The sequence below is a fragment of the Streptomyces venezuelae genome, assembly GCF_008642315.1.
GTDB lineage: Bacteria > Actinomycetota > Actinomycetes > Streptomycetales > Streptomycetaceae > Streptomyces > Streptomyces venezuelae_D.
Genome location: NZ_CP029192.1, coordinates 1,436,927 through 1,460,223 on the forward strand (window position 1 = coordinate 1,436,927; position 23,297 = coordinate 1,460,223).

The 23,297-nt window shown below is 71.9% G+C and carries 20 protein-coding genes; 9 read left to right on the top strand and 11 right to left on the bottom strand.

The window, feature by feature from the left end; translation table 11 throughout:
• Nucleotides 1–17: 17 nt before the first annotated feature.
• The 4 genes from DEJ48_RS05890 to DEJ48_RS05905 all read right to left on the bottom strand — a co-directional run bounded on the left by DEJ48_RS05890 (nt 18) and on the right by DEJ48_RS05905 (nt 2,569).
• Complete coding sequence (locus DEJ48_RS05890) at nt 18–365, bottom strand: CU044_2847 family protein (RefSeq protein ID WP_150215100.1); 348 nt, start codon at nt 363–365, stop codon at nt 18–20.
• Between the two features lie 119 nt (nt 366–484).
• Nucleotides 485–1,402 carry a class I SAM-dependent methyltransferase gene (locus DEJ48_RS05895; RefSeq protein ID WP_411757424.1) on the bottom strand — a complete coding sequence of 306 codons (918 nt, stop codon included), beginning with the start codon at nt 1,400–1,402 and terminating at the stop codon, nt 485–487.
• Nucleotides 1,403–1,498: 96 nt separating this feature from the next.
• A complete protein-coding gene (locus tag DEJ48_RS05900) occupies nt 1,499–2,251 on the bottom strand; it encodes a class I SAM-dependent methyltransferase (RefSeq protein WP_150215104.1) in 753 nt (250 codons plus the stop codon).
• A 6-nt stretch (nt 2,252–2,257) separates the two neighbouring features.
• Nucleotides 2,258–2,569, bottom strand: coding sequence for a 4a-hydroxytetrahydrobiopterin dehydratase (locus tag DEJ48_RS05905; protein WP_150215106.1), 312 nt, complete (start codon nt 2,567–2,569; stop codon nt 2,258–2,260).
• A gap of 71 nt (nt 2,570–2,640) precedes the next feature.
• Here DEJ48_RS05905 and DEJ48_RS05910 point away from each other — a divergent pair, with 71 nt between their 5' ends.
• Nucleotides 2,641–3,510: a helix-turn-helix domain-containing protein gene (locus DEJ48_RS05910; protein ID WP_150215108.1), complete on the top strand. Its 870-nt coding sequence runs from the start codon at nt 2,641–2,643 to the stop codon at nt 3,508–3,510.
• On the opposite strand, the gene DEJ48_RS05915 is transcribed toward DEJ48_RS05910, so the two are convergent.
• Nucleotides 3,507–3,935 (bottom strand): hypothetical protein, encoded by a 429-nt coding sequence (locus DEJ48_RS05915; protein ID WP_150215110.1) that lies wholly within the window; start codon nt 3,933–3,935, stop codon nt 3,507–3,509. The genes DEJ48_RS05910 and DEJ48_RS05915 overlap by 4 nt on opposite strands.
• A gap of 232 nt (nt 3,936–4,167) precedes the next feature.
• On the opposite strand from DEJ48_RS05915, the gene DEJ48_RS05920 reads away from it, so the two are divergent.
• The 4 genes from DEJ48_RS05920 to narI are packed head-to-tail and all read left to right on the top strand — an operon-like array spanning nt 4,168 to nt 10,802.
• On the top strand, nt 4,168–7,851 hold the full coding sequence (locus DEJ48_RS05920) for a nitrate reductase subunit alpha (RefSeq protein WP_150215112.1): 3,684 nt from the start codon (nt 4,168–4,170) through the stop codon (nt 7,849–7,851).
• A gap of 1 nt (nt 7,852) precedes the next feature.
• Nucleotides 7,853–9,508, top strand: a complete 1,656-nt coding sequence (gene narH, locus DEJ48_RS05925; protein WP_223831917.1) for a nitrate reductase subunit beta — start codon at nt 7,853–7,855, stop codon at nt 9,506–9,508.
• The gene (gene narJ / locus DEJ48_RS05930; RefSeq protein ID WP_150215114.1) at nt 9,505–10,083 is read left to right on the top strand and encodes a nitrate reductase molybdenum cofactor assembly chaperone; all 579 of its coding nucleotides are present in this window, start codon (nt 9,505–9,507) and stop codon (nt 10,081–10,083) included. The genes narH and narJ overlap by 4 nt, the downstream gene beginning before the upstream one ends.
• Complete coding sequence (narI, locus tag DEJ48_RS05935; RefSeq protein ID WP_150215116.1) at nt 10,080–10,802, top strand: respiratory nitrate reductase subunit gamma; 723 nt, start codon at nt 10,080–10,082, stop codon at nt 10,800–10,802. Before narJ ends, narI begins: the two co-directional genes overlap by 4 nt.
• A 21-nt stretch (nt 10,803–10,823) precedes the next feature.
• Here the strand turns inward: narI and dnaK are convergent, their stop codons facing one another.
• Together dnaK and DEJ48_RS05945 are read right to left on the bottom strand one after the other, a co-directional pair.
• A complete protein-coding gene (dnaK, locus tag DEJ48_RS05940; protein ID WP_150215118.1) occupies nt 10,824–12,683 on the bottom strand; it encodes a molecular chaperone DnaK in 1,860 nt (619 codons plus the stop codon).
• 149 nt (nt 12,684–12,832) lie between these two features.
• Nucleotides 12,833–13,258 (bottom strand): OsmC family protein, encoded by a 426-nt coding sequence (locus DEJ48_RS05945; RefSeq protein ID WP_150215119.1) that lies wholly within the window; start codon nt 13,256–13,258, stop codon nt 12,833–12,835.
• A gap of 306 nt (nt 13,259–13,564) precedes the next feature.
• On the opposite strand from DEJ48_RS05945, the gene DEJ48_RS05950 reads away from it, so the two are divergent.
• On the top strand, nt 13,565–15,202 hold the full coding sequence (locus DEJ48_RS05950) for a DUF6345 domain-containing protein (protein WP_223831918.1): 1,638 nt from the start codon (nt 13,565–13,567) through the stop codon (nt 15,200–15,202).
• Between the two features lie 13 nt (nt 15,203–15,215).
• Here the strand turns inward: DEJ48_RS05950 and DEJ48_RS05955 are convergent, their stop codons facing one another.
• From DEJ48_RS05955 to DEJ48_RS05965, 3 genes are all read right to left on the bottom strand, one after another.
• Nucleotides 15,216–16,607, bottom strand: coding sequence for an amino acid permease (locus DEJ48_RS05955; RefSeq protein ID WP_150215121.1), 1,392 nt, complete (start codon nt 16,605–16,607; stop codon nt 15,216–15,218).
• Nucleotides 16,608–16,690: 83 nt separating this feature from the next.
• A complete protein-coding gene (locus DEJ48_RS05960) occupies nt 16,691–18,778 on the bottom strand; it encodes an alkaline phosphatase family protein (protein ID WP_263399480.1) in 2,088 nt (695 codons plus the stop codon).
• Nucleotides 18,779–19,124: 346 nt separating this feature from the next.
• The gene (locus DEJ48_RS05965; protein ID WP_150220992.1) at nt 19,125–19,529 is read right to left on the bottom strand and encodes a hypothetical protein; all 405 of its coding nucleotides are present in this window, start codon (nt 19,527–19,529) and stop codon (nt 19,125–19,127) included.
• A gap of 110 nt (nt 19,530–19,639) precedes the next feature.
• Here DEJ48_RS05965 and DEJ48_RS05970 point away from each other — a divergent pair, with 110 nt between their 5' ends.
• Genes DEJ48_RS05970 through DEJ48_RS05980 form a run of 3 tightly spaced genes read left to right on the top strand, consistent with a single transcriptional unit; the run spans nt 19,640 to nt 21,970 of the window.
• Nucleotides 19,640–20,416, top strand: a complete 777-nt coding sequence (locus DEJ48_RS05970; protein WP_150215125.1) for an MBL fold metallo-hydrolase — start codon at nt 19,640–19,642, stop codon at nt 20,414–20,416.
• The gene (locus DEJ48_RS05975; protein WP_150215127.1) at nt 20,416–21,030 is read left to right on the top strand and encodes a DedA family protein; all 615 of its coding nucleotides are present in this window, start codon (nt 20,416–20,418) and stop codon (nt 21,028–21,030) included. The genes DEJ48_RS05970 and DEJ48_RS05975 overlap by 1 nt, the downstream gene beginning before the upstream one ends.
• Before the next feature lie 34 nt (nt 21,031–21,064).
• Nucleotides 21,065–21,970, top strand: a complete 906-nt coding sequence (locus DEJ48_RS05980; protein WP_150215129.1) for a phytoene/squalene synthase family protein — start codon at nt 21,065–21,067, stop codon at nt 21,968–21,970.
• Here the strand turns inward: DEJ48_RS05980 and DEJ48_RS05985 are convergent.
• Nucleotides 21,964–23,211, bottom strand: coding sequence for an aminotransferase class I/II-fold pyridoxal phosphate-dependent enzyme (locus DEJ48_RS05985; RefSeq protein WP_150215130.1), 1,248 nt, complete (start codon nt 23,209–23,211; stop codon nt 21,964–21,966). The genes DEJ48_RS05980 and DEJ48_RS05985 overlap by 7 nt on opposite strands.
• Between the last annotated feature and the right edge of the window lie 86 nt (nt 23,212–23,297).

Here is a 23,297-nt window from a genome sequence, read left to right on the forward strand (position 1 = left end):
GGCGGAGGCTCGTCGTTTTACGCGCCCTGGCCCGGACCCGGACCCCCCGGCCGCGACCACGTCAGCTTGACCGTCAGATGCCCCTCCGTCGCCGTCTTGGCGATCACTGCCCCCGCCTCCGCGCTGAGCTTGACGCCGAACTCCAGCTCGATCGTGTCGGGGTCGAGCGCCCGGTCGCGGAAGGTCCGCAGCGCGGACATCGCGGCGCCGCGGACGTTGCCGAGGGCCGACTCGAAGCGCCCCTCGACCTCGTGGATCCCGCCGGACTCGCCGCGCCGCGACACCGATCTGAACCCGGGGTCACGGGAGTCCACCTCGACCACGACGGGCCCCTCGTCCGACTCCCACCGCATCAGTTCGTTCACAGACGTCCCCTCGCTCGGCCGGACGGCCGGACCTCGCGGCCCGGCCCCGTCACGAACGTACGTCAACACCCTTCACCGTGGGCGGGGTTGACGGCACATCACCCCCGCCCGCGCCGCCCTTACGCGTCCTTCACCGCCACGTACACCGTCTGCGCCGTCAGCACGAACAGGTCCGGGCGGTGGTGCAGACCCTGCGGGTCGTCCGGGTCCAGGAGGCGGTCGAAGGTCGCGGCGTCGTCCGGGGCGAGGCGCTCGGCCTGCATCTCGCGGCGGCGCGTGAACTCCGTGATCACATGGGCGCGGGCGTCCTCCGACAGCGGCGCGGGCAGGTCGAGCAGGAAGCTGCGGGTGGCCACGTGGCGCAGGCCGGCGGCGGTGAGGAGGGCCGGCCAGTCCTCCGTCGTGCCCTTCGACCCTTCGAGCCCGTCGCGCATCCCGGCGAACCACTCCTCGTCCGCCGCCTCCAGGCGGGACAGCAGGGCGGGGCGACCGAAACCGATGTCGCGGGGCAGGTAGCGGGCGCTCAGGCCACCCTCCAGGAGGGCGACGGCGCCGCCGGGAGCCAGCCGGCCGGCGAGGGCGGAGAGGGCGGCGCCCTGGTCACCGACGTGGTGCAGCGACTTGCACAGCCACAGGAGGTCCGCCTCGGGCACGTCGTCGATGGCGTCGGGGAGGGCCGCGCGCACCGTGTCGAAGCGGTCGGTCAGGCCTTCGCGTGCCGCACGGTCCCGGGCGCGCTCCAGGAGGGCCTCCTCGGGGTCCGCCGCGACGATCCGCGCCTTGGGGAACGACTCGGCCAGCGAGAACGAGACGGCGCCGGGGCCGCTGCCGACGTCGACGACGACGCCGGGCTCCGGGACCCAGCGGCGGAGCCAGTCGGCCACCTCGCCGTACATCGGAGCGGCGACACGGGCGTACCGCTCCAGCATGGTGCCCATGGCGGCCCAGTCCATGTCCCCGTCATGACTGTGCCCATGCCCATGCCCATGTCCGTGACTGTGCCCCTGCCCCTGCCCCTGCCCGTGGTCATGCCCCATCGCTGCCATCGCCCTGTGCCGCCTTCCGGTCCGCCGTCGCGTGTGAACAGGACCAGACTGCTCCCGATTCCCGGTTTCCGGCGAGTCAAGTTGCCGCTACCGCAAAAAACGGCCTCGCTTGCGGTACGCGCGCAGGCCGAACAGCGGATCGGGGCGCGCCACGTCCTGGTCGGGGAGTGTGGCGAGCCGTTCGGAGAACCGTGCGGCCAGCGGGCCGTCGGGCGGGATCTGGGTGAACCAGCCGCGCCGCAGGTCGTCGACCGTGGAGCGGGGCGAGCGGCCCTGGCCGTGGCCGCGGAACCGGGCGCGGCCCGTCGGTGCGAGCCCGTGCTCGGCGGCGTACGCGTCGACGGCGTCCACCCGGTCGACCGCGAGCCGCACCGGGCGCGGCGCGAGGACGGCGTCGATGTCGCTGCGTACGTCGTGCGAGGCGGCCTTGTCCACGGTGGTGACGTAGACACCGCCGGGCCTGAGGACCCGCGCGCACTCGGCAACCACCGACGAGGTCTCCTCGGGGCCGGAGAGCAGATGCAGCAGCCAGACGGTGGTGACCGCGTCGAACGAGGCATCGGGGAAGGGAAGTTGACGGCTGTCACCGAGCACCACGGCACCCGGGACCCGCTCCGAGGCGAGGCGGGCCATGCGGTACGCGGCGTCCACGCCGGTGACCCGGAGCCCGTCGCGCGCGGCGAGACACCGGGTGACGAGGCCCGTGCCGCAGGCGACGTCGAGGAGCGTGGTCGTGTCGGCGGGCAGCAGCCCGAGGACCGCGTCGGCGGCGGCAGCGGCGCGGGGCTCACCGCCGCGTGAGGCGTCGTACCGGTCGGCTTCCTTGCTGTAGTCGAGCATCGACGGTCATTCCACCCCGTGCGCGGGGGCCAACTTCTCGACGCTGTGGGCCAGTTCGAAGTCGAGGGCGGTGAGGGCGCCGCCCGCGCTGTGCGTGTTCACGGCGAGGGAGACGGTGTTGTAGCCGAGGGTCAGCTCGCTGTGGTGGCCGAGCTCCTCCTGCGTCCGCGCGATGTGGACGACCAGGCCGGTCGCGGCGAAGTGCGAGCCGAGCCGGTAGGAGCGGGTGATCCGTTCGCCGTCCGGGGACAGGGACCAGCCGGGCAGCTCGGCGAGACGGTCCTCGATCTCTTTCTGCGACAGCGGTTCGGGAGTCACGGGCCACGCTCCTTATGAAGAGTCGGTCTTCGGCTCACCCTGCCACAAATCGTTTCGATTACCTTCTACGTATGACAACCGCCGTGCCCGCCAAGGGGAGCGCCAGAGGCAAGGCCGCCAAGGCCGACAAGGCCAAGGGGAAGACCGACGCGAACGCCACCGGTGCGGGTCCGCTGCTCCGGGGCTGGCGCGAGCGGCGCAAGGTGAGCCAGTTGGAGCTCGCGCTGCGGGCCGATTCCTCCGCGCGGCACATCAGCTTCGTCGAGACGGGCAGGTCGCGGCCGAGCGAGGAGTTCCTGCTGCGTCTCGCCGACCACCTCGACGTACCGGTGAGGGACCGCAACTCGCTCCTCCTTGCGGCGGGTTACGCGCCGCGCTTCCGCGAGACGCCGCTGGACGACCCCACGATGGGCACGCTGCGCGAGGGCCTCGAACAGCTCCTCGCGGGGTACGAGCCGTATCCGGCGCTGGTCGTGGACGCGAAGTACGACGTGATCGCGGCGAACCGAGGCATCACCATGATCCTTTCGGGCCTCCCCGATCACCTCTTCGAGGGGCCCCTGAACGCGATGCGCGTCACCCTCCACCCGGAGGGCCTCGCCTCCCGCATCCGCAACCTGCGGGAGTGGCGGGGGCACCTGCTGCACCAGATGGAACGGCAGATCGCGCTGCAGCGTTCGGACGCGCTGCGGGAGGTGTACGACGAGGTGGCGGCGTACCCGGTGACGAACCCCGGGGAGGACGCCTTCGACCCCGGCACGGAGGTCCCCTATTTCGCCCTGCCCCTGCGGATCGAACACGACGGTCACGTGCTGTCCTTCATCTCGTCGATCTCGACGTTCAACACCCCGATGGACGTGACGGTCGCCGAGCTGGCCATCGAGACACTGCTCCCGGCCGACCCGGCGACGTCCAAGTACCTCCAGCAGCAGATGTCCTAGCGGCCCGCCCTCACCGCCCGCAGCGCCGCGTACTGCACCGCCGCGAAGCCGCCCACCGTCGCGGCCTGGAGCGCGATCCACACCGCTCCGGCCGTGCTCGGCGAGAGCCAGGCGACGAGCGCGACGACACTGAGCGCCGCCCAGACGGCGTTCCCTTCGACGACGGCCTGCACGCCGACCAGCGGCGGGCTCTTGCGCACGGCGAGAACCCCGACCCCGAGCCCGTACAGCAAGAGCCCGACCCCGAGCCCGAACAGCAGCCCGGAGTCCACCCCGAGAAAGTCCCCGAGGGGCCCCGAGGCGGCGGCGTACGCGACGCCGTTGCCCGCGGTCACGACGGCGTCAAGACCGAGAAAGCGACGCAGCATGGTCTTGGAGTCGGTGGTACGGGCCAGAGCGGCGAGCGGGTAAGCGGACGTAGCCATGACGATCTGCCTCCAAGCGGCGTCGACGAGATGAGCGCCACCGATCCCGGCACGCCCCCGGACCCGGCCCGGAGTGCGCCGGACCGGATCCATTGCCACCACTCTGCCGACCCCGCGAGGACCGGTCGATTACGTCCCGGGTAATGCCGCGCACCCGTACGGCCGAAGCCGAAAGGTGCCCCCGTCTCCTCGCGCCTAGGTTCGGCAGGAGGCAGACCTAGGGAGCTTCACGGTGACAGAGACGACCGAGCCCGGCGCCGCCCTGTTGCGGGCGGGGAAGTTCTTTCGGCGCGGTGCCGCCGCGCCCGACCTGCACAGCGTCCGGCTGACCGGGGGGCGGGACGCCGACGCGTTCTACCGGGACCGCTGGAGCCACGACAAGGTCGTGCACTCCACGCACGGCGTGAACTGCACGGGGTCGTGCCGCTGGAAGGTGTACGTCAAGGACGGCATCATCACGTGGGAGACGCAGGCGACGGACTATCCGAGCGTCGGCCCCGACCGGCCCGAGTACGAGCCGCGCGGGTGCCCCCGGGGCGCCGCGTTCTCCTGGTACACGTACTCCCCCACCCGGGTCCGGTACCCCTATCTGCGCGGCGTCCTTCTGGAGATGTACCGGGAGGCCAAGGCGCGGCTGAGGGACCCCGTACTTGCCTGGGCCGAGATCCAGGGGGATCCGGAGCGCCGCAGGACGTACCAGCAGGCGCGCGGCAAGGGCGGGCTCGTGCGGGCCACCTGGGACGAGGCCGTGGAGATCATCGCGGCCGCGCACGTCCATACGATCAAGACCGTCGGGCCCGACCGCGTCGCGGGGTTCTCCCCCATTCCCGCCATGTCCATGGTGTCGCACGCCGCGGGCGCCCGCTTCATGAGCCTCATCGGCGCGCCGATGCTCTCCTTCTACGACTGGTACGCGGATCTGCCCGTCGCCTCTCCGCAGGTGTTCGGCGACCAGACCGACGTACCGGAGTCGGGTGACTGGTGGGACGCCGCGTATCTGATGATGTGGGGCTCCAATGTGCCGGTGACCAGGACGCCCGACGCGCACTGGATGGCGGAGGCGCGTTATCGCGGGCAGAAGGTCGTGGTCGTGGCGCCCGACTACGCCGACAACGCCAAGTTCGCCGACGAGTGGCTGCACCCCCACCCCGGCACGGACGGGGCGCTGGCCCTCGCGATGGGGCACGTGATCCTCAAGGAGTTCTTCGTCGACCGGCGGACGGAGTTCTTCGACGACTACGTGCGCAAGTTCACCGACCTGCCCTTCCTCGTGACGCTCACCGAGCGGGACGGCGCCTACGTGCCCGCCAAGTTCCTGCGCGCCTCCGACCTCGGCGAGGGCGGCGAGGGAGGCGACTGGAAGACGGCGGTGCTGGACGAGAACACCGGGCGGCCCGCCGTCCCGAACGGTTCCCTGGGCTTCCGCTGGACCGACTCCGGCAAGGGCAAGTGGAATCTGGAGCTCGGTGACATCCAGCCGGCCCTGACACTGCACGGCTCCGGTGTCGCCGCGGGCGTCGAGGTGTTGCTGCCCCGCTTCGACACCGAGGGCGGCACGCACGGCCAGGGGCGCGGCGAGGTCATGCGGCGCGGGGTGCCGGCGACCCGGCTCGGCGGGCAGGACGGGCCGCTGGTGACGACGGTCTTCGATCTGCTGCTCGCACAGTACGGCGTGGGGCGCGAGGGGCTGCCGGGCGTGTGGCCCACCTCGTACGACGACGCGGAGGCGCCCGGCACGCCCGCCTGGCAGGAGGTCCACACCTCCGTGCCCGCCGCCAAGTGCGTGAAGATCGCCCGGGAGTTCGCCGCGACGGCCGAGAAGTCGCGGGGCCGCTGCATGATCCTGATGGGCGCGGGGACCAACCACTGGTTCCACTCGGAGACGATCTACCGGTCCTTCCTCGCGCTGCTTCAGCTCACCGGCTGCCAGGGGCGCAACGGAGGCGGCTGGGCGCATTACGTGGGCCAGGAGAAGTGCCGCCCGGCCACCGGCTGGGCGACGCTCGCGAGCGCCAACGACTGGAGCAGACCGCCGCGGCAGATGATCGGGGCCGCCTACTGGTTCCTCAACACCGACCAGTGGCGCTACGACAAGTTCGCGGCGGACGTGCTCGCCTCGCCGTTGGGGGAAGGGCGGTTCGCCGGGATGACCGGCGCCGACTGTCTGGCCCTGTCGGCCCGTACGGGGTGGATGCCCTCCTATCCGACGTTCGACCGCAGCTCCCTCGATCTGGGGGCGGTGCCGGGAGACCCCGTCGCCAACGTCGTCGACGAACTCAAGGCGGGCTCCCTCAAGTTCGCCTGCGAGGATCCCGACGCGCCGGAGAACTGGCCGCGCGTGCTCACCCTGTGGCGCGCCAACCTGCTCGGCTCGTCCGCGAAGGGCGCCGAGTACTTCACGAAGCACCTGCTCGGCACGCACTCGTCGCTGCGGGCGGAGGAGGCGGCGCCGGACGAGCGGCCCTCCACCGTCACCTGGCGCGACGAGGCACCCGAGGGCAAGCTCGACCTGCTCGTCTCCCTCGACTTCCGCCAGACGTCGTCGACGCTCCTGTCCGACGTGGTGCTGCCCGCCGCCACCTGGTACGAGAAGCACGACCTGTCGACCACGGACATGCACCCCTACGTGCACTCCTTCACCCCGGCCGTCGACCCGCCCTGGCAGGCCCGCACCGACTTCGACACCTTCCGCGCCATCGCGGACCGGCTCAGCGAGCTGGCCGTGGACCACCTGGGCGTGCGCAAGGACGTCGTCGCCACCGCGCTCCAGCACGACACGCCGGGCGAGATCGCGCAGCCCGGCGGCATCGTCCTGGACTGGCGCAAGGGCGAGTGCGAGCCGGTGCCGGGCAGGACGATGCCGAACCTCGCGGTCGTGGAGCGCGACTACACCGCGATCGGTGCGAAGTTCGCCGCGCTCGGCCCGCTCGTGGAGCAGCTCGGCCTGCCCGCGAAGGGCATCGCGCTCCATCCCGACCAGGAGGTCGACGAACTGCGCGAGCGCAACGGCGTGGTGCGCGGCGGCCCCGCGGACGGGCGGCCCGCCCTGGACACGGCGGTGAAGGCGGCCAACACCATCCTCGCGCTGTCCGGCACGACCAACGGCCGCCTCGCCACCCAGGGCTTCCACACCCTGGAGGCGCGCACCGGGCAGGAGATGGCGCACCTGGCCTCCGAGCACGAGGGCAAGCGCATCACGTACGCCGACACGCAGGCCGCCCCCGTCCCGGTGATCACCTCGCCGGAGTGGAGCGGCAGTGAGTCCGGCGGCCGCAGGTACACGGCGTTCACGCTCAACACCGAGCACCTCAAGCCGTGGCACACGCTCACCGGGCGTCAGCACTTCTTCATCGACCACGACTGGATGCACGAGCTGGGCGAGGCGATGCCCGTCTACCGGCCGCCGCTCGACATGAACCGGCTGTTCGGGGAGCCACGGCTCGGCCCGGACGGGGAACGAGAGGTGACGGTCCGTTACCTCACCCCGCACAACAAGTGGTCGATCCACTCCGAGTACCAGGACAACCTGTTCATGCTGTCCCTCTCGCGCGGCGGGCAGTGCATCTGGATGGCTCCGCAGGACGCGGACGCGATCGGCGTGAAGGACAACGACTGGATCGAGGCGGTCAACCGGAACGGCGTGGTGGTGGCGCGGGCGATCGTGTCGCACCGCATGCCGGCCGGCACGGTCTTCATGCACCACGCGCAGGAACGCACCGTGAACGTCCCCAAGACGGAGACGACCGGCAGGCGCGGCGGCATCCACAACTCGCTGACCCGACTGATCCTCAAGCCGTCCCATCTCATCGGCGGCTACGCCCAGTTGTCATGGGCGTTCAACTATCTGGGCCCGACGGGCAACCAGCGCGACGAGGTGACGGTCATCCGTCGCCGCTCGCAGAAGGTGGAGTACTGAGATGCCCCGTGCCGAAGGCACCATCGGACGCTGTATGGCCCAGATCGCGATGGTGATGAACCTCGACAAGTGCATCGGGTGTCACACCTGTTCGGTCACCTGCAAGCAGGCGTGGACCAACCGCGACGGCATGGAGTACGTCTGGTTCAACAACGTCGAGACCCGCCCCGGCCAGGGCTATCCGCGCCGCTACGAGGACCAGGAGAAGTGGCGCGGCGGCTGGGAGCTGAACAAGCGCGGCGCCCTGAAGCTGAAGAACGGCGGCCGCGTCAAGTCGCTCCTGGAGATCTTCTCCAACCCCAAGCTGCCGGAGATCAAGGACTACTACGAGCCCTGGACGTACGAGTACCGGAACCTCACCGACGCCCCGCTCGGCGACGACTACCCGGTGGCCGAGCCGCGCTCGCTGATCAGCGGCAAGCCCATGAAGATCGAGTGGTCGTCGAACTGGGACGACAACCTCGGCGGCGCCACCGAGCACGGCGACCTCGACCCGATGGTGGAGAAGACGCGCCAACAGGTCACGGACAAGATCAAGTTCGCTTTCGAGCAGACGTTCATGTTCTATCTGCCGCGGATCTGCGAGCACTGCCTCAACCCTGCGTGCGTGGCGTCCTGCCCGTCCGGCGCGATGTACAAGCGGTCGGAGGACGGCATCGTCCTCGTGGACCAGGACCACTGCCGCGGCTGGCGCAAGTGCGTGACGGGCTGCCCGTACAAGAAGGTCTACTTCAACCACCGCACCGGCAAGGCCGAGAAGTGCACGATGTGCTACCCGCGCATCGAGGTGGGCCTGCCGACGGTCTGCTCCGAGACGTGCGTGGGACGCCTTCGCTACCTCGGCGTCATCCTGTACGACGCCGACAAGGTGACTGCCGCGGCGTCCGAGCCCGACGAACACAAGCTGTACGAAGCCCAGTTGGACGTGTTCCTCGACCCCGAGGACCCCGAGGTGCGGCGCGCGGCCGAGCGGGACGGAATCTCGTACGACTGGATCGAGGCGGCCCGCCGCTCCCCCGTGCACGCGCTGATCAGCAAGTACAAGGTGGCGCTCCCGCTGCACCCGGAGTACCGCACCATGCCGATGGTCTGGTACATCCCGCCGCTCTCCCCCGTGGTGGACGCGCTGACGGAGACCGGCCACGACGGCGAGGACCTCGGCAACCTGTTCGGCGCCATCGACACGCTGCGCATCCCGCTCGAGTACCTCGCGGAGATCTTCACCGCGGGGGACGTCGGTCCCGTACGGGCCTCGCTGGAGAAGCTGGCGGCGATGCGGGCCCACATGCGCTCCATCAACCTCGGCGACACGCCGGACGGTTCGACCGCCGAGGCGGTCGGCATGTCGGGTCGGGAGATCGAGGAGATGTACCGGCTGCTCGCCATCGCGAAGTACGAGGACCGGTACGTCATCCCGACCGCCGCCGTCGCCGACGCCCAGCGCCTGGAGGAGTCCGCGCTCCCCGACTCGTGCAGCCTCGACTACGAGGGCGGCCCCGGCATGGGCGACGACGGACCCTTCGGCCAGGACTCCGGCCGCCGACAGCTGCCGCTGGTCACCATCGAGAACTTCCACGCGCTGCGCGACCGGCAGACCGCCGACGAACAGCCCAGCGCGGTCGACAAGGCACACGCGGCCAAGGAGGACGACAAGTGACGCGGCACGCGGTCCTGTACCAGGCGGCGGCGCTCTGCCTGGCCTACCCGGACGACGAGTTCCACGAGCGGCTGCCCCTGCTGCGAGCGGCCGCCCCCACCGGCCTCGACGGCTTCCTCACCCACGCCGAGACGACAGACGCGCGCGAACTCGCCGCGCACTACGTCCGCGTCTTCGACTTCAAGAACCGCCACAGCCTGTACCTGAGCTGGTGGCGCGACGGCGACACACGGCGGCGCGGCATGGCCCTGGTCCGGTTCAAGGAGATCTACCGGGAGCACGGCATGGAGTTCACCGGCGAGGAACTGCCGGACTTCCTGCCCGCCGTCCTGGAGTTCTCCGCGCACGCGGGCCCCGCCCTCCTCCAGGAACACCGCAGCGGCCTCGAACTGCTGCGGATCGCACTCACCGACTTCGGCACGCCCTACGCGGCGGTCCTCGACGCGGTGTGCGCGACCCTGCCGGGACCCTCGCCGAAGGACCGCGCCGAGGCGCAGGCCCTGGCCCGCTCCGGGCCGCCGCGTGAGGACGTCGGACTCCAGCCCTTCGCACTCATCGGGGAGCGCCCCTCATGAAGACACTGCTGTGGGGCGTGCTCCCCTACGTCGCGTTCGTCCTGCTCGTCGCGGGCATCGTCTGGCGCTACCGCTACGACAAGTTCGGCTGGACGACCCGCTCCTCGCAGGTCTACGAGTCGAAGCTGCTCAACATCGCGTCGCCGATGTTCCACTACGGCATCCTGTTCGTGCTCGTCGGCCATCTCGTCGGCCTCTTCCTGCCGGAGTCGTGGACCGACAAGGTCGGCCTGACCGAGCACACGTACCACCTGTTCTCGCTGTACGGCGGTACGGCCGCCGGTGTGCTCCTCGTCCTCGGCATCCTGCTGCTGCTCTACCGGCGGCGGACCAACGCGCCGGTGTTCCGCGCGACGACGGCCAACGACAAGCTGATGTACCTCGTCCTGTTCGCTGCGATCGTGCTCGGCATGGTGGCCAAGCTGACGCACGCCTCCGGCGACGGCTACAACTACCGTGAGTCCATCGCCCCCTGGGCCCGCAGCCTGTTCACGCTCCAGCCCGACATCGACCGGATGACGGGCGTCCCCGTGCTGTACGAGATCCACGCGGTGGTCGGCATGGTGCTGTTCGCCCTGGTGCCTTTCACCCGGCTGATCCACATGTTCAGCGCGCCGGTGCAGTACCTGTTCCGGCCGTACGTGGTCTACCGCAGCCGGGACCCGAAGCGGGTCGGGGCGCGCCCTGACCGGCGGGGCTGGGAGCGCACGGGGTCGTGACCCCGCCCGCTCCCGCGGCACCTACTGGGCGCCGCCCTTCTTCGGGTCGTCCTCGTCCACGATCTCGGCGTCCACCACGCTCTCCTCGGCGGGCGCCTCCGCGGCCGTCTCCTGCCGGGCTCCCCCGTCGGCGTTCGCGTACATCGCCTGCCCCATCTTCTGGCTCACCGTCCCCAGCTTCTCGGCGCCGGTGCGCAGGGCCGTCGTGTCGTCGGCGCGGTTCTCGAGGATGTCCTTCAACTCGGCCGTCGCGGCTTCCACTTCGTTCCTCGTGTCCGCCGGGACCCGCTCCCCGTTCTCCCGCAGGAAGCGCTCCGTCTGGTAGACGAGCTGCTCGGCCTGGTTGCGGGTCTCCGCCGCCTCGCGGCGCCTGCGGTCCTCCTCCGCGTGCTCCTCGGCCTCCCGCACCATCCTGTTGATGTCGTCCTTGGGCAGCGCGGAGCCGCCGGTCACCGTCATGCGCTGCTCGCGTCCCGTGGCCTCGTCCTTCGCGGAGACGTGCATGATTCCGTTGGCGTCGATGTCGAAGGTGACCTCGATCTTCGGGACGCCGCGGGGCGCGGGCGGCAGGCCCGTCAGGTCGAAGACGCCGAGCTTCTTGTTGTACGCGGCGATCTCCCGCTCGCCCTGGAAGACCTGGATGCCGACCGAGGGCTGGTTGTCCTCGGCGGTGGAGAAGGTCTCCGAACGCCGGGTGGGGATCGTGGTGTTGCGCTCGATGAGCTTGGTCATGATGCCGCCCTTGGTCTCGATGCCGAGGGACAGCGGGGTGACGTCGAGCAGCAGCACGTCCTTCACGTCGCCGCGGATGACCCCGGCCTGGAGGGCCGCGCCGAGCGCGACGACCTCGTCGGGGTTGACGCCCTTGTGCGGGTCCTTGCCGGTGAGCTCCCTGACCAGGTCCGTCACCGCGGGCATGCGGGTGGAGCCGCCGACGAGGATGACGTGGTCCACGGCGGCGAGTTTGACGCCCGCGTCCTTCACCGCCTGGTGGAAGGGCGCCTTGCAGCGGTCGAGGAGGTCCGCGGTGAGCTCCTGGAACTGGGCGCGCGTCAGCTTCTCGGCGAGGTGCAGCGGCCCTTCCGCGGACGCCGTGATGTAGGGCAGGTTGATGTCCGTCTCGCTTGACGAGGACAGCTCGATCTTCGCCTTCTCGGCGCCCTCGCGCAGGCGTTGCAGCGCCATCTTGTCCTTGCCGAGGTCCACGCCGTGCCCGTTCTTGAACTGGCGCACCAGGTGCTCGACGATCCGCTGGTCCCAGTCGTCGCCGCCCAGCTGCGTGTCGCCGTTGGTGGCCTTCACCTCGATGACGCCCTCGCCCATCTCCAGGAGCGAGACGTCGAAGGTGCCGCCGCCGAGGTCGAAGACGAGGACGGTCTGGTCGTCGCCCTTGTCCAGGCCGTACGCCAGGGCGGCCGCCGTCGGCTCGTTGACGATGCGCAGGACGTTGAGGCCCGCGATCTCGCCGGCCTCCTTGGTGGCCTGGCGCTGGGTGTCGTCGAAGTACGCGGGCACGGTGACCACCGCGTCGGTGACGTCCTCGCCCAGATAGGACTCGGCGTCGCGCTTGAGCTTCTGCAGGACGCGCGCGGAGAGCTCCTGCGCGGTGTAGCGCGTGCCGTCCACGGAGCCGCTCTCCGGGAAGCGCCAACTCCCGTCGCCCATATGGCGTTTCACGGAGCGTGCGGTGCGCTCCACGTTGGTGACGGCCTGCCGCTTGGCGACCTCGCCCACCAGGACGTCGCCGTTCTTCGCGAAGGCGACCACGGAGGGGGTGGTGCGCGCGCCCTCCGCGTTGGTGACGACGGTGGGTTCACCCCCCTCCAGCACGGCCACCACTGAGTTCGTCGTCCCGAGATCGATCCCGACCGCACGTGCCATGGTCCAGTCCCTTCCGCCGCGAGCTCACGTCCCCCGTTTCCCGGTCTACTCCGTTCTCCATCACAAAACTTGAGCGGGCTGATGTCAATGCCGCACACGACAATGCCGCCACCCCGACAGGGGTGACGGCACTGTCAACAGGCGCGAGGTCAGGCCAGCTTGGCCGAAAGCGTGATGGTGGTGCCGGACAGGGCCTGGCTCACCGGGCAGTTGGCCTTGGCGTCCTCGGCGGCCGAGACGAAGGCGGCCTCGTCGAGCCCGGGAACGGTGCCCTCGACGGTGAGGTGGATGCCGGTGATGCCGGTGCCGGGCTGGAAGGTCACGTCGGCGGAGGTGGTGAGCCGGCTGGGCGGGGTGCCCGCGCCCGTCAGGCCGTGCGACAGCGCCATGGAGAAGCAGCTGGAGTGCGCGGCCGCGATCAGCTCCTCCGGGCTGGTCTTGCCGTTCGCCTCCTCGGCGCGCGACGGCCAGGACACCGCCTGCTCCCCGATGCCGGAGGAGTCGAACGTGACGGTGCCCGAGCCCTCCGTCAGAGAGCCTTCCCAGACCGTGTGCGCGGAGCGCGTGGTAGCCACGATGCGTTTCCCTTCAATGCGGATCCGTGAACGGAGGTTCCGTTGCCTCCATCCGATCACACTCCGGATGAAAACGGGCCGCGCGGGGCGCAGCGGGCCGCCGGGGGTGTTCGAGCGGGGTGCGCAGGTACGCGTCGGGCGATACGAACACGTTGTGTGGGCCGCCGCGCCAAAGGGGCCTCTGAGGTGCGGGAACAGGTCCGAGGCAGGGAGCCGATGGCCGGAATGGCAACTGGGCAAGGCGCGCCCGCGGTGACACTTTGAGGCCCCCTCGCGCACGTCAGCGAGGAGATCCTCTCAGGGGGTATGGCCATGCGCATCAACTACTCGGACCACGGTCCGTCCCCGCTCGAACCCGAGAAGCCCGGCGCGGCCGGCGACCGGGACTCGACCTTCGGCTGGTGGGGTGCCTTCAGCATCCAGAAGTTCGTCAACCAGTCGCCGCTCTCCCACACCCACGGCGACGCCACCGGCTGGCTGGCGTACCTCCAGCAGTTCTACGACCGGAACTTCTGGTTCGCCGACGGCGGGGCGCAGGTGTGGGCGTACGAGGAGACGTACGACAACTGGCAGGACCGCTACGGCATGGACGCCGTCGTCGCCGTCTACCACTCCGGCCACGGCGGCATGGACAACAACGGCGTCTTCTTCGCGCCGCTCGGCGCCGTCTGGGACGGCCGCAGCGACGCCATCTCCAACCGGATGGCGCTCGGCAACGAGAAGGCGAACTACGTCTTCTGGTCGACGTGCACCTCGCTGCGCGTCCTCGGCGGGCACTCCCCGATCCGCACCTGGGCCGGGCCCAACATCGGCTTCCGGATGATCTTCGGGTTCGAGACGGTCAGCATCGACAGCCCGGACTACGGCAAGAAGTTCTGGGAGAAGTGGCGGTCGGGCCAGACGTACTGCGACGCGTGGCTCAACGCCAGCTGGGACATCTACCACGGCCAGGCGCCCTCCGTGTGCGCCGTCGGCGCCACCCAGGCCGAGGCCACCAACCGCCTCAACACCGAGCGGAACTTCTACCGCGACCACGTGCCGGACAACTGGTACGCGTGGCGCTGGTACTACGCCCGCGAAGGCATCAGGGAGCCGCTCGCCCAGCTCCCCGGGCAGCAGCAGATCATCCAGCTGGCGCCCCGCGAGCCGAGCGCCGAGCTCGGCGCGCTCGGGCAGCTCGCCGAGTTCCCGTCGGCGGCGCTCCAGGAGGTCCAGGTCGACCGGCTCGGCGTGCTCAACGCGTCCTCCGGCGACCGCACCATCTCCACCGGCCCCGAGGGCGTCCGCTGGGTGCGGCTCGCCGAGCCCAACCACCGCAACACCCAGCAGCTGCCCACCGAGCGTGCGGTCGAGGCGGCGCGCGCGTTCGCCGAGCGGTACGCCGACGGCGCCGACCTCGTCGTCGACAGCGTGCACGACCTGATGCAGAACTCCGGCACGAAGGACGGCTCCGAGGTCGGGCGCCCCGTGTCGCTGCAGACGCACGTGACGTTCCGGCAGGTCTTCGACGGCGTGCCCGTCATCACGCCGGGACGCGGCCTGATCCGTGTCGGTCTCGACAACGACGGCACGGCCGTCCAGGCGGAGATCGCGACGCGCCGGGCCACCGGCGTCACGCGCGAGCCGAGCACCGAGGTGTCGCCCCCGCCGCCCAAGGGCGGCAAGGCCACCGCGGCGCCGCTGGAGCGGGACCCGCGCAAGGCGCTCGACGCGGCGCAGCGGAAACTGCTCGCCGAGATCGCCGCGGTCACGGCGGACGAGCCCGGACAGCGGGCGACGGCCGAGCGGCAGCCCGAGGTCACGGACGTGCCCGGCACGTTCGAGGTCGGCTATGAGCTGGAGGGCAACGAGGCCTATCCGGCGGCCCGCAAGCTGATCGAGATCGGCGCGCGGGACAGCATGTTCAAGACACGCCGCTGGGTCGTCGCACCTCTGGCGAGGTAGGCGCGACCGGCTTTCAGCGGCCTTCGGTGGCGGCCCGCTGCTTGCGGGCCGCCATCCACGCGTAGACGAGCACACCTACGAAGAGGAACAGCACGCCCTGGTAGACGGCCGCGTATCCGGACCCGGCGACCAGCCACATGGAGAACGCGAACGCGACGCCCGCGAGGACCGCGTCCCGCACCAGACGCCCGCGGTGCACGCGGTCGCGCTGCCCGGACACCAGGAAGTAGATCTGCGCGGCGGTGGCGAGGAGGTAGGGCACCGTCGCCGTGAACGTGGTGATCAGGACGAGGGACTCGAAGACACCGCCCGAGCCGGCCGTGTAGTTGTAGACGGTGAGCAGCGAGGCGAGGACGACGGTGACCAGGACGCCGACCGTCGGCACCCCGCGCTTCTTCTTCCCGAAAGCGCTCGGGAACAGCCCGTCCTGAGCGGCCGCGTACGGCGTCTGCGCGCTCAGCAGCGTCCACCCGTTCAGCGCGCCGACCATCGAGACGAGCGCGGCGCAGGCGACCGCGGTGCCGCCCCAGGAACCGCCGAACATGACGTCGACGGCGTCCGAGAAGGGCGCGGTGGACGCCACCAGCTTGTCGTGCGCGACCGTCCCGAAGACGGCGAGCGTGCCGAGCAGATAGACGACGGCCGCGCCGAGGGTGCCGAGGATGGTGGCGCGCCCGACGTTGCGGCGCGGGTCGCGCACCTCGCCCGCGCTGACGGCGGCGGACTCCACGCCCAGGTAGGAGAAGAGCAGGATCGCGGCGGCGGCCGAGACGGCGCCCATCGGGCTGTCGTCGCTCGCCTGGAAAGGACCGAGGTTGGCGCTGTCGAAGAAGAAGAGACCGCCGACCGCGACGAGCAGCAGCGGCACGAACTTCAGGACGGTGGCGACGAGCTGGACGGCGCCCACGTACCGCGTGCCCGCGAAGTTCGCGAGCGCGGGCAGCAGTTGCAGCACCAGCGCGGCCACGATGGCCGACCACTTGTGGTCGTTGACCGGGATCAGGACGTCGAGATAGCCGACGGCGGCGACGGCCAGCGCGGCGTTGGACACCCAGGTGGTGATCCAGTACGACCAGGCCGCCAGGAACCCCGCGAAGTCACCGAAGGCGGCGCGGGCGTAGACGTACGGTCCGCCGGTCCGCGGATCGCGCTCCGCGAGCCGCCCGAAGACGAGCGCGAGGGCGATGGCGCCCGCGGTCAGGACGGCGAACGCGACGAGACTGATGGTGCCGAACGGGGCGACGGAGGCGGGGAGCAGGAAGATGCCGCCGCCGATGATGTTCCCCATGACGAGGCAGGTGGCGATCGGAAGCCCGAAGCGCCGGGCGTGCCTGCTCGTACCCTGCGCGGACTCTCCCTGGTCAGGGCCCGGATCCGACGGTGCCACGGTTCCGGTGTCGTGCATGGGGTGGTGCGCCTCTCGTCGTGCCCGGCGCCCGGGATCGCCGGGCGGAAGACATGGTCGGGCACGGCGGACGCTGCCACAAATCAGAGTGTTTTGTCCGGCGCGGCGCGGTCGGGGACAGTAAAAGCTGTGCTGTCCGGCACACCGGACAGGGAATCGTTCACGTCGACGGAGGCGGCGGAGGCGGAGTAGGAGTCGGCCACCACAGGCACCTCGGGCCCCGAGTCCTCCCCCAGCCAGCCCCGCAGGACGTGGTGGACCCGCTCGGCGCCGACCAGTTCCCCGCCGTCCGCCACCGGATCGCCGAGCACGAGCGGCGACAGCAGGAACGGCCGGGACTGCGCACCGCCGAGCCCGCCGTGCGAACCGATCTGCTCCTCGAAGGCGAGCACCTCACCGTCGTCCGGGTCGTACCAGGAGTTGACCATGATGTCCGCGGTGTGCGGGAAGCCGTCGGTGCGCCGCACGGCCTCCGCCGCGCCGGGCCCGAAGTCGGCGAGCGGCCCGAGATCGGCCGGGTCCTCGTCCAGATACACCTCGGCCCCGCGCGCCCCGAGCACCAGCGCCCCCCGCTCCGCACTGCGCACGAGGAGGAACCCGACGCCCGGATGGTTGGCGAGCGTCGGAAGCAGCGCCGGATGCCTGAGGTCGATCTCCTCGCGCGTCATGCGGTGCCGCACATCCGGGAACGACACGAGCCCGAGATTGCCGGAGGCCAGCACGATCGGCTCGGCGCGGCGGACCGGCCTGCGCTGCTCCGCGCCCTCCTCCACGGGCCTGCGCAGCGCGGCCCGCACGGCCGCCCGTGCCTCGGCGCCGCTGTGCGTGCGCCGCGCCTTGCGCGGCACGGGCAGCCCGCAGCCCGCCCGGACGAGATCGCCGAGCGTCAGGCCGTAGCGGGTGCGGAACGTCTCGCCGGGGCTCTGCCCGTGGTCGGAGAGCACCACGATCCGATAGGCGCGCGGCGCGTGGTCGGCGACCTGGTCGAGCAACGCGAGCGACCGGTCCAGCCGTCGCAGCACCTTGTCGACGTCCTTCCCGGCAGGGCCGGAGTGGTGCGCCACTTCGTCGTACGCGACGAGGTCCGCGTAGACCGCGCTGCGCCCGGCGAGCATGTCCCCGATGACGGCGGCGACCACGACGTCGCGCTCGACGACGGTCGCGAAGGCGCGGATGAACGGGTACAGGCCACCGCGGCCCACGCGCGGGCGGCGCCGCTTGAACCGGGCGCCCGTGGACTCGCCGATCTCGCGGAAGACCTCCGCGACGAAGGAGAGCGCGGTGCGGACGGCGTTGGCGGGATCGGAGAAGTACGCGAAGTACCCGGCCCGCGACCGGTTCTCCTTCCCCCTCCTAGCCGCCACGGAGAGCACGAGGGCCAGCTGTTCGGCGCCCCCGCTGAACAGGTTGCCGCGGCTCGCGCCGTCCACGGTCAGGAGCCCCCCGTCGCCGGTCCGCTCGACGGCCCGGCGCTGCAGCTCCACGGCGGAGGCGGGCCGGTTGCTGACCATGACCTCGCCGGTGTCCTTCTCGTACCACCGGAACGCGGGCACGTCGTGGTTCGAGCCGTGCAGGATGCCGAGCTGGCTCGCACCGGTCTGGCTGGACCAGTCGGTGCGCCACGGGGTGAGCCGGTGGGTGGCGGGTCCCGTGTCGCCGAGCCAGCGTCCGACGGTGGGCATGAGCCCTCTCTGCACGGCACCGGTCAGGACATCATGGCCGACCCCGTCGAGCTGGATGAAGACAGTGCCGGGCGTGGTGGGGCCGGGGGTGCCGTCGGGACGGCGGCGGCGTCGCCGGTCCGCGAGCCGGTACAGGCGGCGCCGGTACGCGTCGTCGTCCCGCACGGCGAGCGCGCCGCCGGTGGCCGAGGCGACGGCCGACATCACCGCGGCGACCACGACGGCGGTCTCGGCACCGGCCTCGCCGCGGCCCTCGGGGATGAGGCTCAGCGCCAGCAGCAACAGGGAGCCGTTGAGGAAGAACGCGAGCACGCCGAGCACGAGCGCGGGCACGAGCAGCAGGGCCCGCACCAGCAGCGGCCACACCAGCACCGAGAGCAGACCGAAGGCGCCGGCGCCGAGGGCGGCGGTGATCGCGATACGGGTGGCGCTGTCGCCGTCGGACGACTGGAGCTTGAAGTCCGGGAGGATGCCGGCGAGCACGAGCATCGTCAGCGTGCTGACGGCCCATACGGCCGCGCTGCGCCACAGGGCGCTTCCGACTCTCCGCCATCGCCCCACGTCAGACCCTTTCCCGACCCCCGCTGCGATGCCCAGCGTGCCACACCGCCGCGGAGCGGCGGCGATTTACCGGGTGCTGGGTCGCGGAGCACGGGCGGGTGGGTGGGAGGACCGCCGCGGAGCGGCGGAGATTTACCGGGTGCTGAGGCGCAGGGTACGGGTGGGCGGGTGGGAAACCGCCGCGGAGCGGCGGGGGTGCACGGCGCGGAGCGCCGAAGAGGCCACACCGCGGAGCGGTGCAAGGGCACGCCGCGGAGCGGCGGAGAGGGCCCGGTCAGCAGCCGTCGTACCCGGCCGTCGGCATGGACAGCCGCCGATGAACACTCGCCTTCATGCGAGAGTCGTACGCCGGCTCCGCGAGCCCCGCCGTCTCGACCCGCACCCCCCGCCGCGCACACTCCGCGGTGAACTCGTCCGCGGACCGCAGCGCCCGCTCCAGGACCCGGCGGCTCGGCACGACGAAGAGGTCGACGAGGCCGGCCTCGACGTCGCCCCACAGCACGGCGTGATCGGCGCGCAGCCCCCGTACGACGAGTTCGCGCGTGATCACGTACCCCTGCGCGGCGGCCCACCGCGCGCACATCGCGTGCTGGCTGCGCGAGTCGACCAGGAAGGGGTCGGCCTCCAGCTCCTCCAGGGGGGTCAGACTGGCGATCGCCGTCACACGTACGGCGCCCACGACGGCGGTGCCCACGGCATCCTCCACGGCGTCCCCCTGACCTTCGGTCTCAGCCGCCGACCCTACTCCTGGCCGTAGGCTCGGAGACAGTCGCACGAAGGAGGAACCGGGTGCCCGTCGAGGTCACATGGTGGGGTCACGCCACATGCACGGTCGAGGACTCGGGCGTCCGCGTACTGACCGACCCCCTGTTCGCCCGCCGCCTGGCGCACCTGCGGCGGCGCAGAGGCGCCCTCCCGCCGCCGGACGCGGCGGTCGCCGACGTCGTGCTCCTGTCGCATCTGCACGCCGACCACCTGCACGTGCCCTCGCTGGCCCGCCTCGCGCCGGGCACCCGAGCCCTCGTCCCGCACGGCACGACACGGTCGCTGCCGGGACTGCGGCGCCGGCTTCCGCAGCTGCGTTTCACGGAGGTCGTGCCCGGCGACGAGGTGCCGGTCGGCGATGTCGTCGTACGCGTGGTGTCCGCGCTGCACGACGGGCGGCGGCTGCCCGTCGGCCCGCACCGTTCGCCCGCGCTCGGCTATGTCGTGGAGGGCGAGGCGCGTACGTACTTCGCCGGGGACACCGGGTTGTTCGACGGGATGGCCGACGAGGTCGGTGCCGTCGACGTGGCGCTGCTGCCGGTGGGCGGCTGGGGCCCGTATCTGGGCCACGGCCACCTGGACGCGGGACGCGCGGCGCAGGCGTTGGCACGGATCGGGCCGCGGAGCGCGGTTCCGGTGCACTACGGAACGTACTGGCCTCTTGGCATGGATGCCGTACGTCCGCATGAGTTCCACGCGCCGGGGCACGAGTTCGTGCGTCATGCGGCCCGGCTCGCCCCTGAGGTGTCGGTGCACCGGCTCGCGCACGGGGAGAGCGTGCTGCCGGAGGTGTCCCAGTAATGCTTGCCTCAGTGGCCCAGGTGACGCCGGAGAGCACGCAGCAGGCCGTCGGCTACCCGACGCTGTTCGTGCTCGTGGCGATCGGCGCGCTGGTGCCGGTGGTGCCGACGGGCGCGCTGGTCAGTTCGGCGGCGGTGGTGGCCTTCCACCAGACGGCGCCGTTCTCGCTGCTCATCGTCTTCGGTGTCGCGGCGTTCGCCGCGTTCCTCGGGGACGTCGCCCTGTACTGGCTGGGGCGGCGCGGCATGAAGTCGAAGAACGGGTCGCGCTGGCTGGAGGCGATCCGTGACCGCGCCCCTGAGGAGCGTCTCGCGCAGGCGCAGGCGAAGCTGGCGGACCACGGGGTGATGGTCCTGGTCCTGTCGCGGCTGGTGCCCGCGGGCCGGATCCCGGTGATGCTGGCGTGTCTGATGGCGAAGATGCCGCTGCGCCGGTTCGCCCGCGGGGACGTGCCCGCGTGTCTCGCGTGGGCGGTGACGTACCAGCTGATCGGTATCCTCGGCGGGTCGCTCTTCAAGGAGCCGTGGGAGGGCGTGGCGGTGGCGGTCGCACTGACCGTGGTGATCAGCGTGGCGCCCGCACTGTGGCGCAAGGTCAGGCACGCGCTGGCCTAGAGCGGCGGAACGAGACGTAGGGGCGGGCGCGGGAATGGGTTCGTGGGATGCCGCGCTGGACGCGGCCGGGGTACGGGACGAGCGGCTGCGCGCCGACTTCACGCGGCAGCGCCGCGTAGTGGCGCGGTACCGGTTCCCCCAGTACGCGGCGGTCCGACTGCTCCTGCCCCGGCCCACGGTCCCCCACCTGCTGGCCGCGACGGCGTTCATGCACCACACCGACAACCTCCTGGACGGGGACGGGTCGCTGCGCGAGCGTTCGACCGCGTACGAGCGGTGGGCCGGGCAGGTCCGCGAGGCGCTGGCCTCGGGGCGCAGCGATCACGACGTGCTGCGTCCGGTGCTGCACGCCTGTGCGGCCCGTCCGCGTCTGGCCGAGCGCATCGAGGCGTTCCTCGAAGGGGCGGCCGTGGAGCTGGACTTCGCCGGGTTCGGCACGGAGGCGGACTACCAGCGCTACGTCGACGCCTGGTCCCTGCCCGCGTTCATGCTGCCGGCCGACGTGCTCGCGCCGACGCGCGAGCCGGCCGGTTTCCGCGACGCCTGCCGCGCGTTCATCGACGGCAGCCAGCGTCTGGACTTCGTCAACGACCTGGCCGACGATCTCCGGGCCGGCCGTCTCACCCTCCCTCGTGACGTGCTCGACCGCCACGGAGTGACGCGTGCGGACCTGGTGGAGCGGCGGGCGACCGCCGGGGTCCGCGAGCTGATCGCCCGGCAGCTCGACGACGCCCGGGCGTCCCTGCGCGCTGCCCACGCGCTGGTCGGGCACCTGCCCGCCGCCCACCGTGCCTTCGGCCGTGCGCTGATCGGGATGGAGGAGGCCACCGCCGACGCGGCCCGCGCCAAGGGGGCGGGGCTCCTCGTCTCGTCGGCGCGGCCCGCCGTCCCCACGGCCGTGCGTCTGCTGGTGCGCGAGTACCGCAAGCGGGGTCAGTGAGGCGGCGTCGTTCGCTGCGCGGCCGCGCGCAGGTCGTCGAAGGCCGCGCCGAACGCGGCCAGCGCCTGTTCCACGTGCGGCAGTCCCAGCGGGTCCTGCGCGGTGAGTGACGTCCGGCGTTCCGCTGGGGTCGAGCCGAGGAGGGGTCCCGTGGACAGCCGTACGCGCAGGGCGCCGAAGTCGTCGCCGAAGCGGTGCCCGCCCGGTGCGGGCATTCCCAGGCGTGCGCCGAGGTAGTCCTCCAGGTCCTGCGCGTCATGCACGTTCCGTGCGGCGAGTGCGGAGCGCAGGGGTCCCAGGTCGGCGTAGAGGTGGCGGCCCGCCTGCGGGGGTCTGACGAGGGCGCCCGCGGTGAGCAGGGCGTGCTGTGCGGCGTCGGCCACGCGCGCGTGGAGGCGGACGGCGGCGGCGAGGCGTTCGACGACCGGGTCCGGTTCGCCCAGTGCGTACGCCGCGGCGGCCGCGGCGGGGGCGGCGAGGGTCGCGCCGAGCGCGGTGAGGACGTCGAGGGTGCGGGCGCGCAGGGCGGCGCCCTCCGTGGTGGCGGGGAAGCGGGCGACGGCGGCGGGCAGCGCCGGGGGCAGGAAGGGTCCTGCGAGGTCGCAGAGGACGGTCACCCGCTCGTGGTCCATTTCGGCGGGGCCGATCAGGACGGTGTCGCGGGGGTGGTGCAGGGTGTCGCGCCACGTCTCGTCGCTGAGGACGTGCAGGCCTTCGCCCGCGGCGGCCTCCACCGTCTCGTGGAGCACTTCGGGCGGCGGCACGGTGGCGGTCGGGTCGTCGGCCACGGAGAGCACGAGGAGCCGGGGGTTCCCGCCCTCGGCACGGATCCGGCGCACGGTCTCCAGGAGGGCGTACGGGTCGGGGACGCCGCCGCACTCCGCGGGGGTCGGCACGTGGAAGGCGCCGCGGCCGAGCAGCCGTGCCTGGGGCGCCCACCAGGCGGGGCAGGGACGGGGCAGCAGGACGTCGCCGCCGAGGGCGGCGGTGAGGGCGAGCAGCAGCGGCGGGGCGCCGGGGGCGGCGACGACCTGGTCGCGCTCCACGGGCAGGCCGCGCCGGGCCCAGTAGCCGCTCGCGGCGTCGAGGAGCGCGGGGCCGCCGCCCGCGGGCTCGGCCGGGGATCGGCCCGCGGCCGCGGCGGCCGCCGCCGCCAGCTCGGGCAGGACCGGGAGGCCCGGCTCCGGCTGCGGCGGCCCGTACCGGACGGGTCCGCGGCCCTCCGTGTCCGTGCGCCGCATCCGTGCCTCCGTGCCGTGCTGGTCCGCCGCGCCGGTCCGCGGTACGTATCCATACGTATCCCCGACGGCCCGGCGCCGCCACTCCC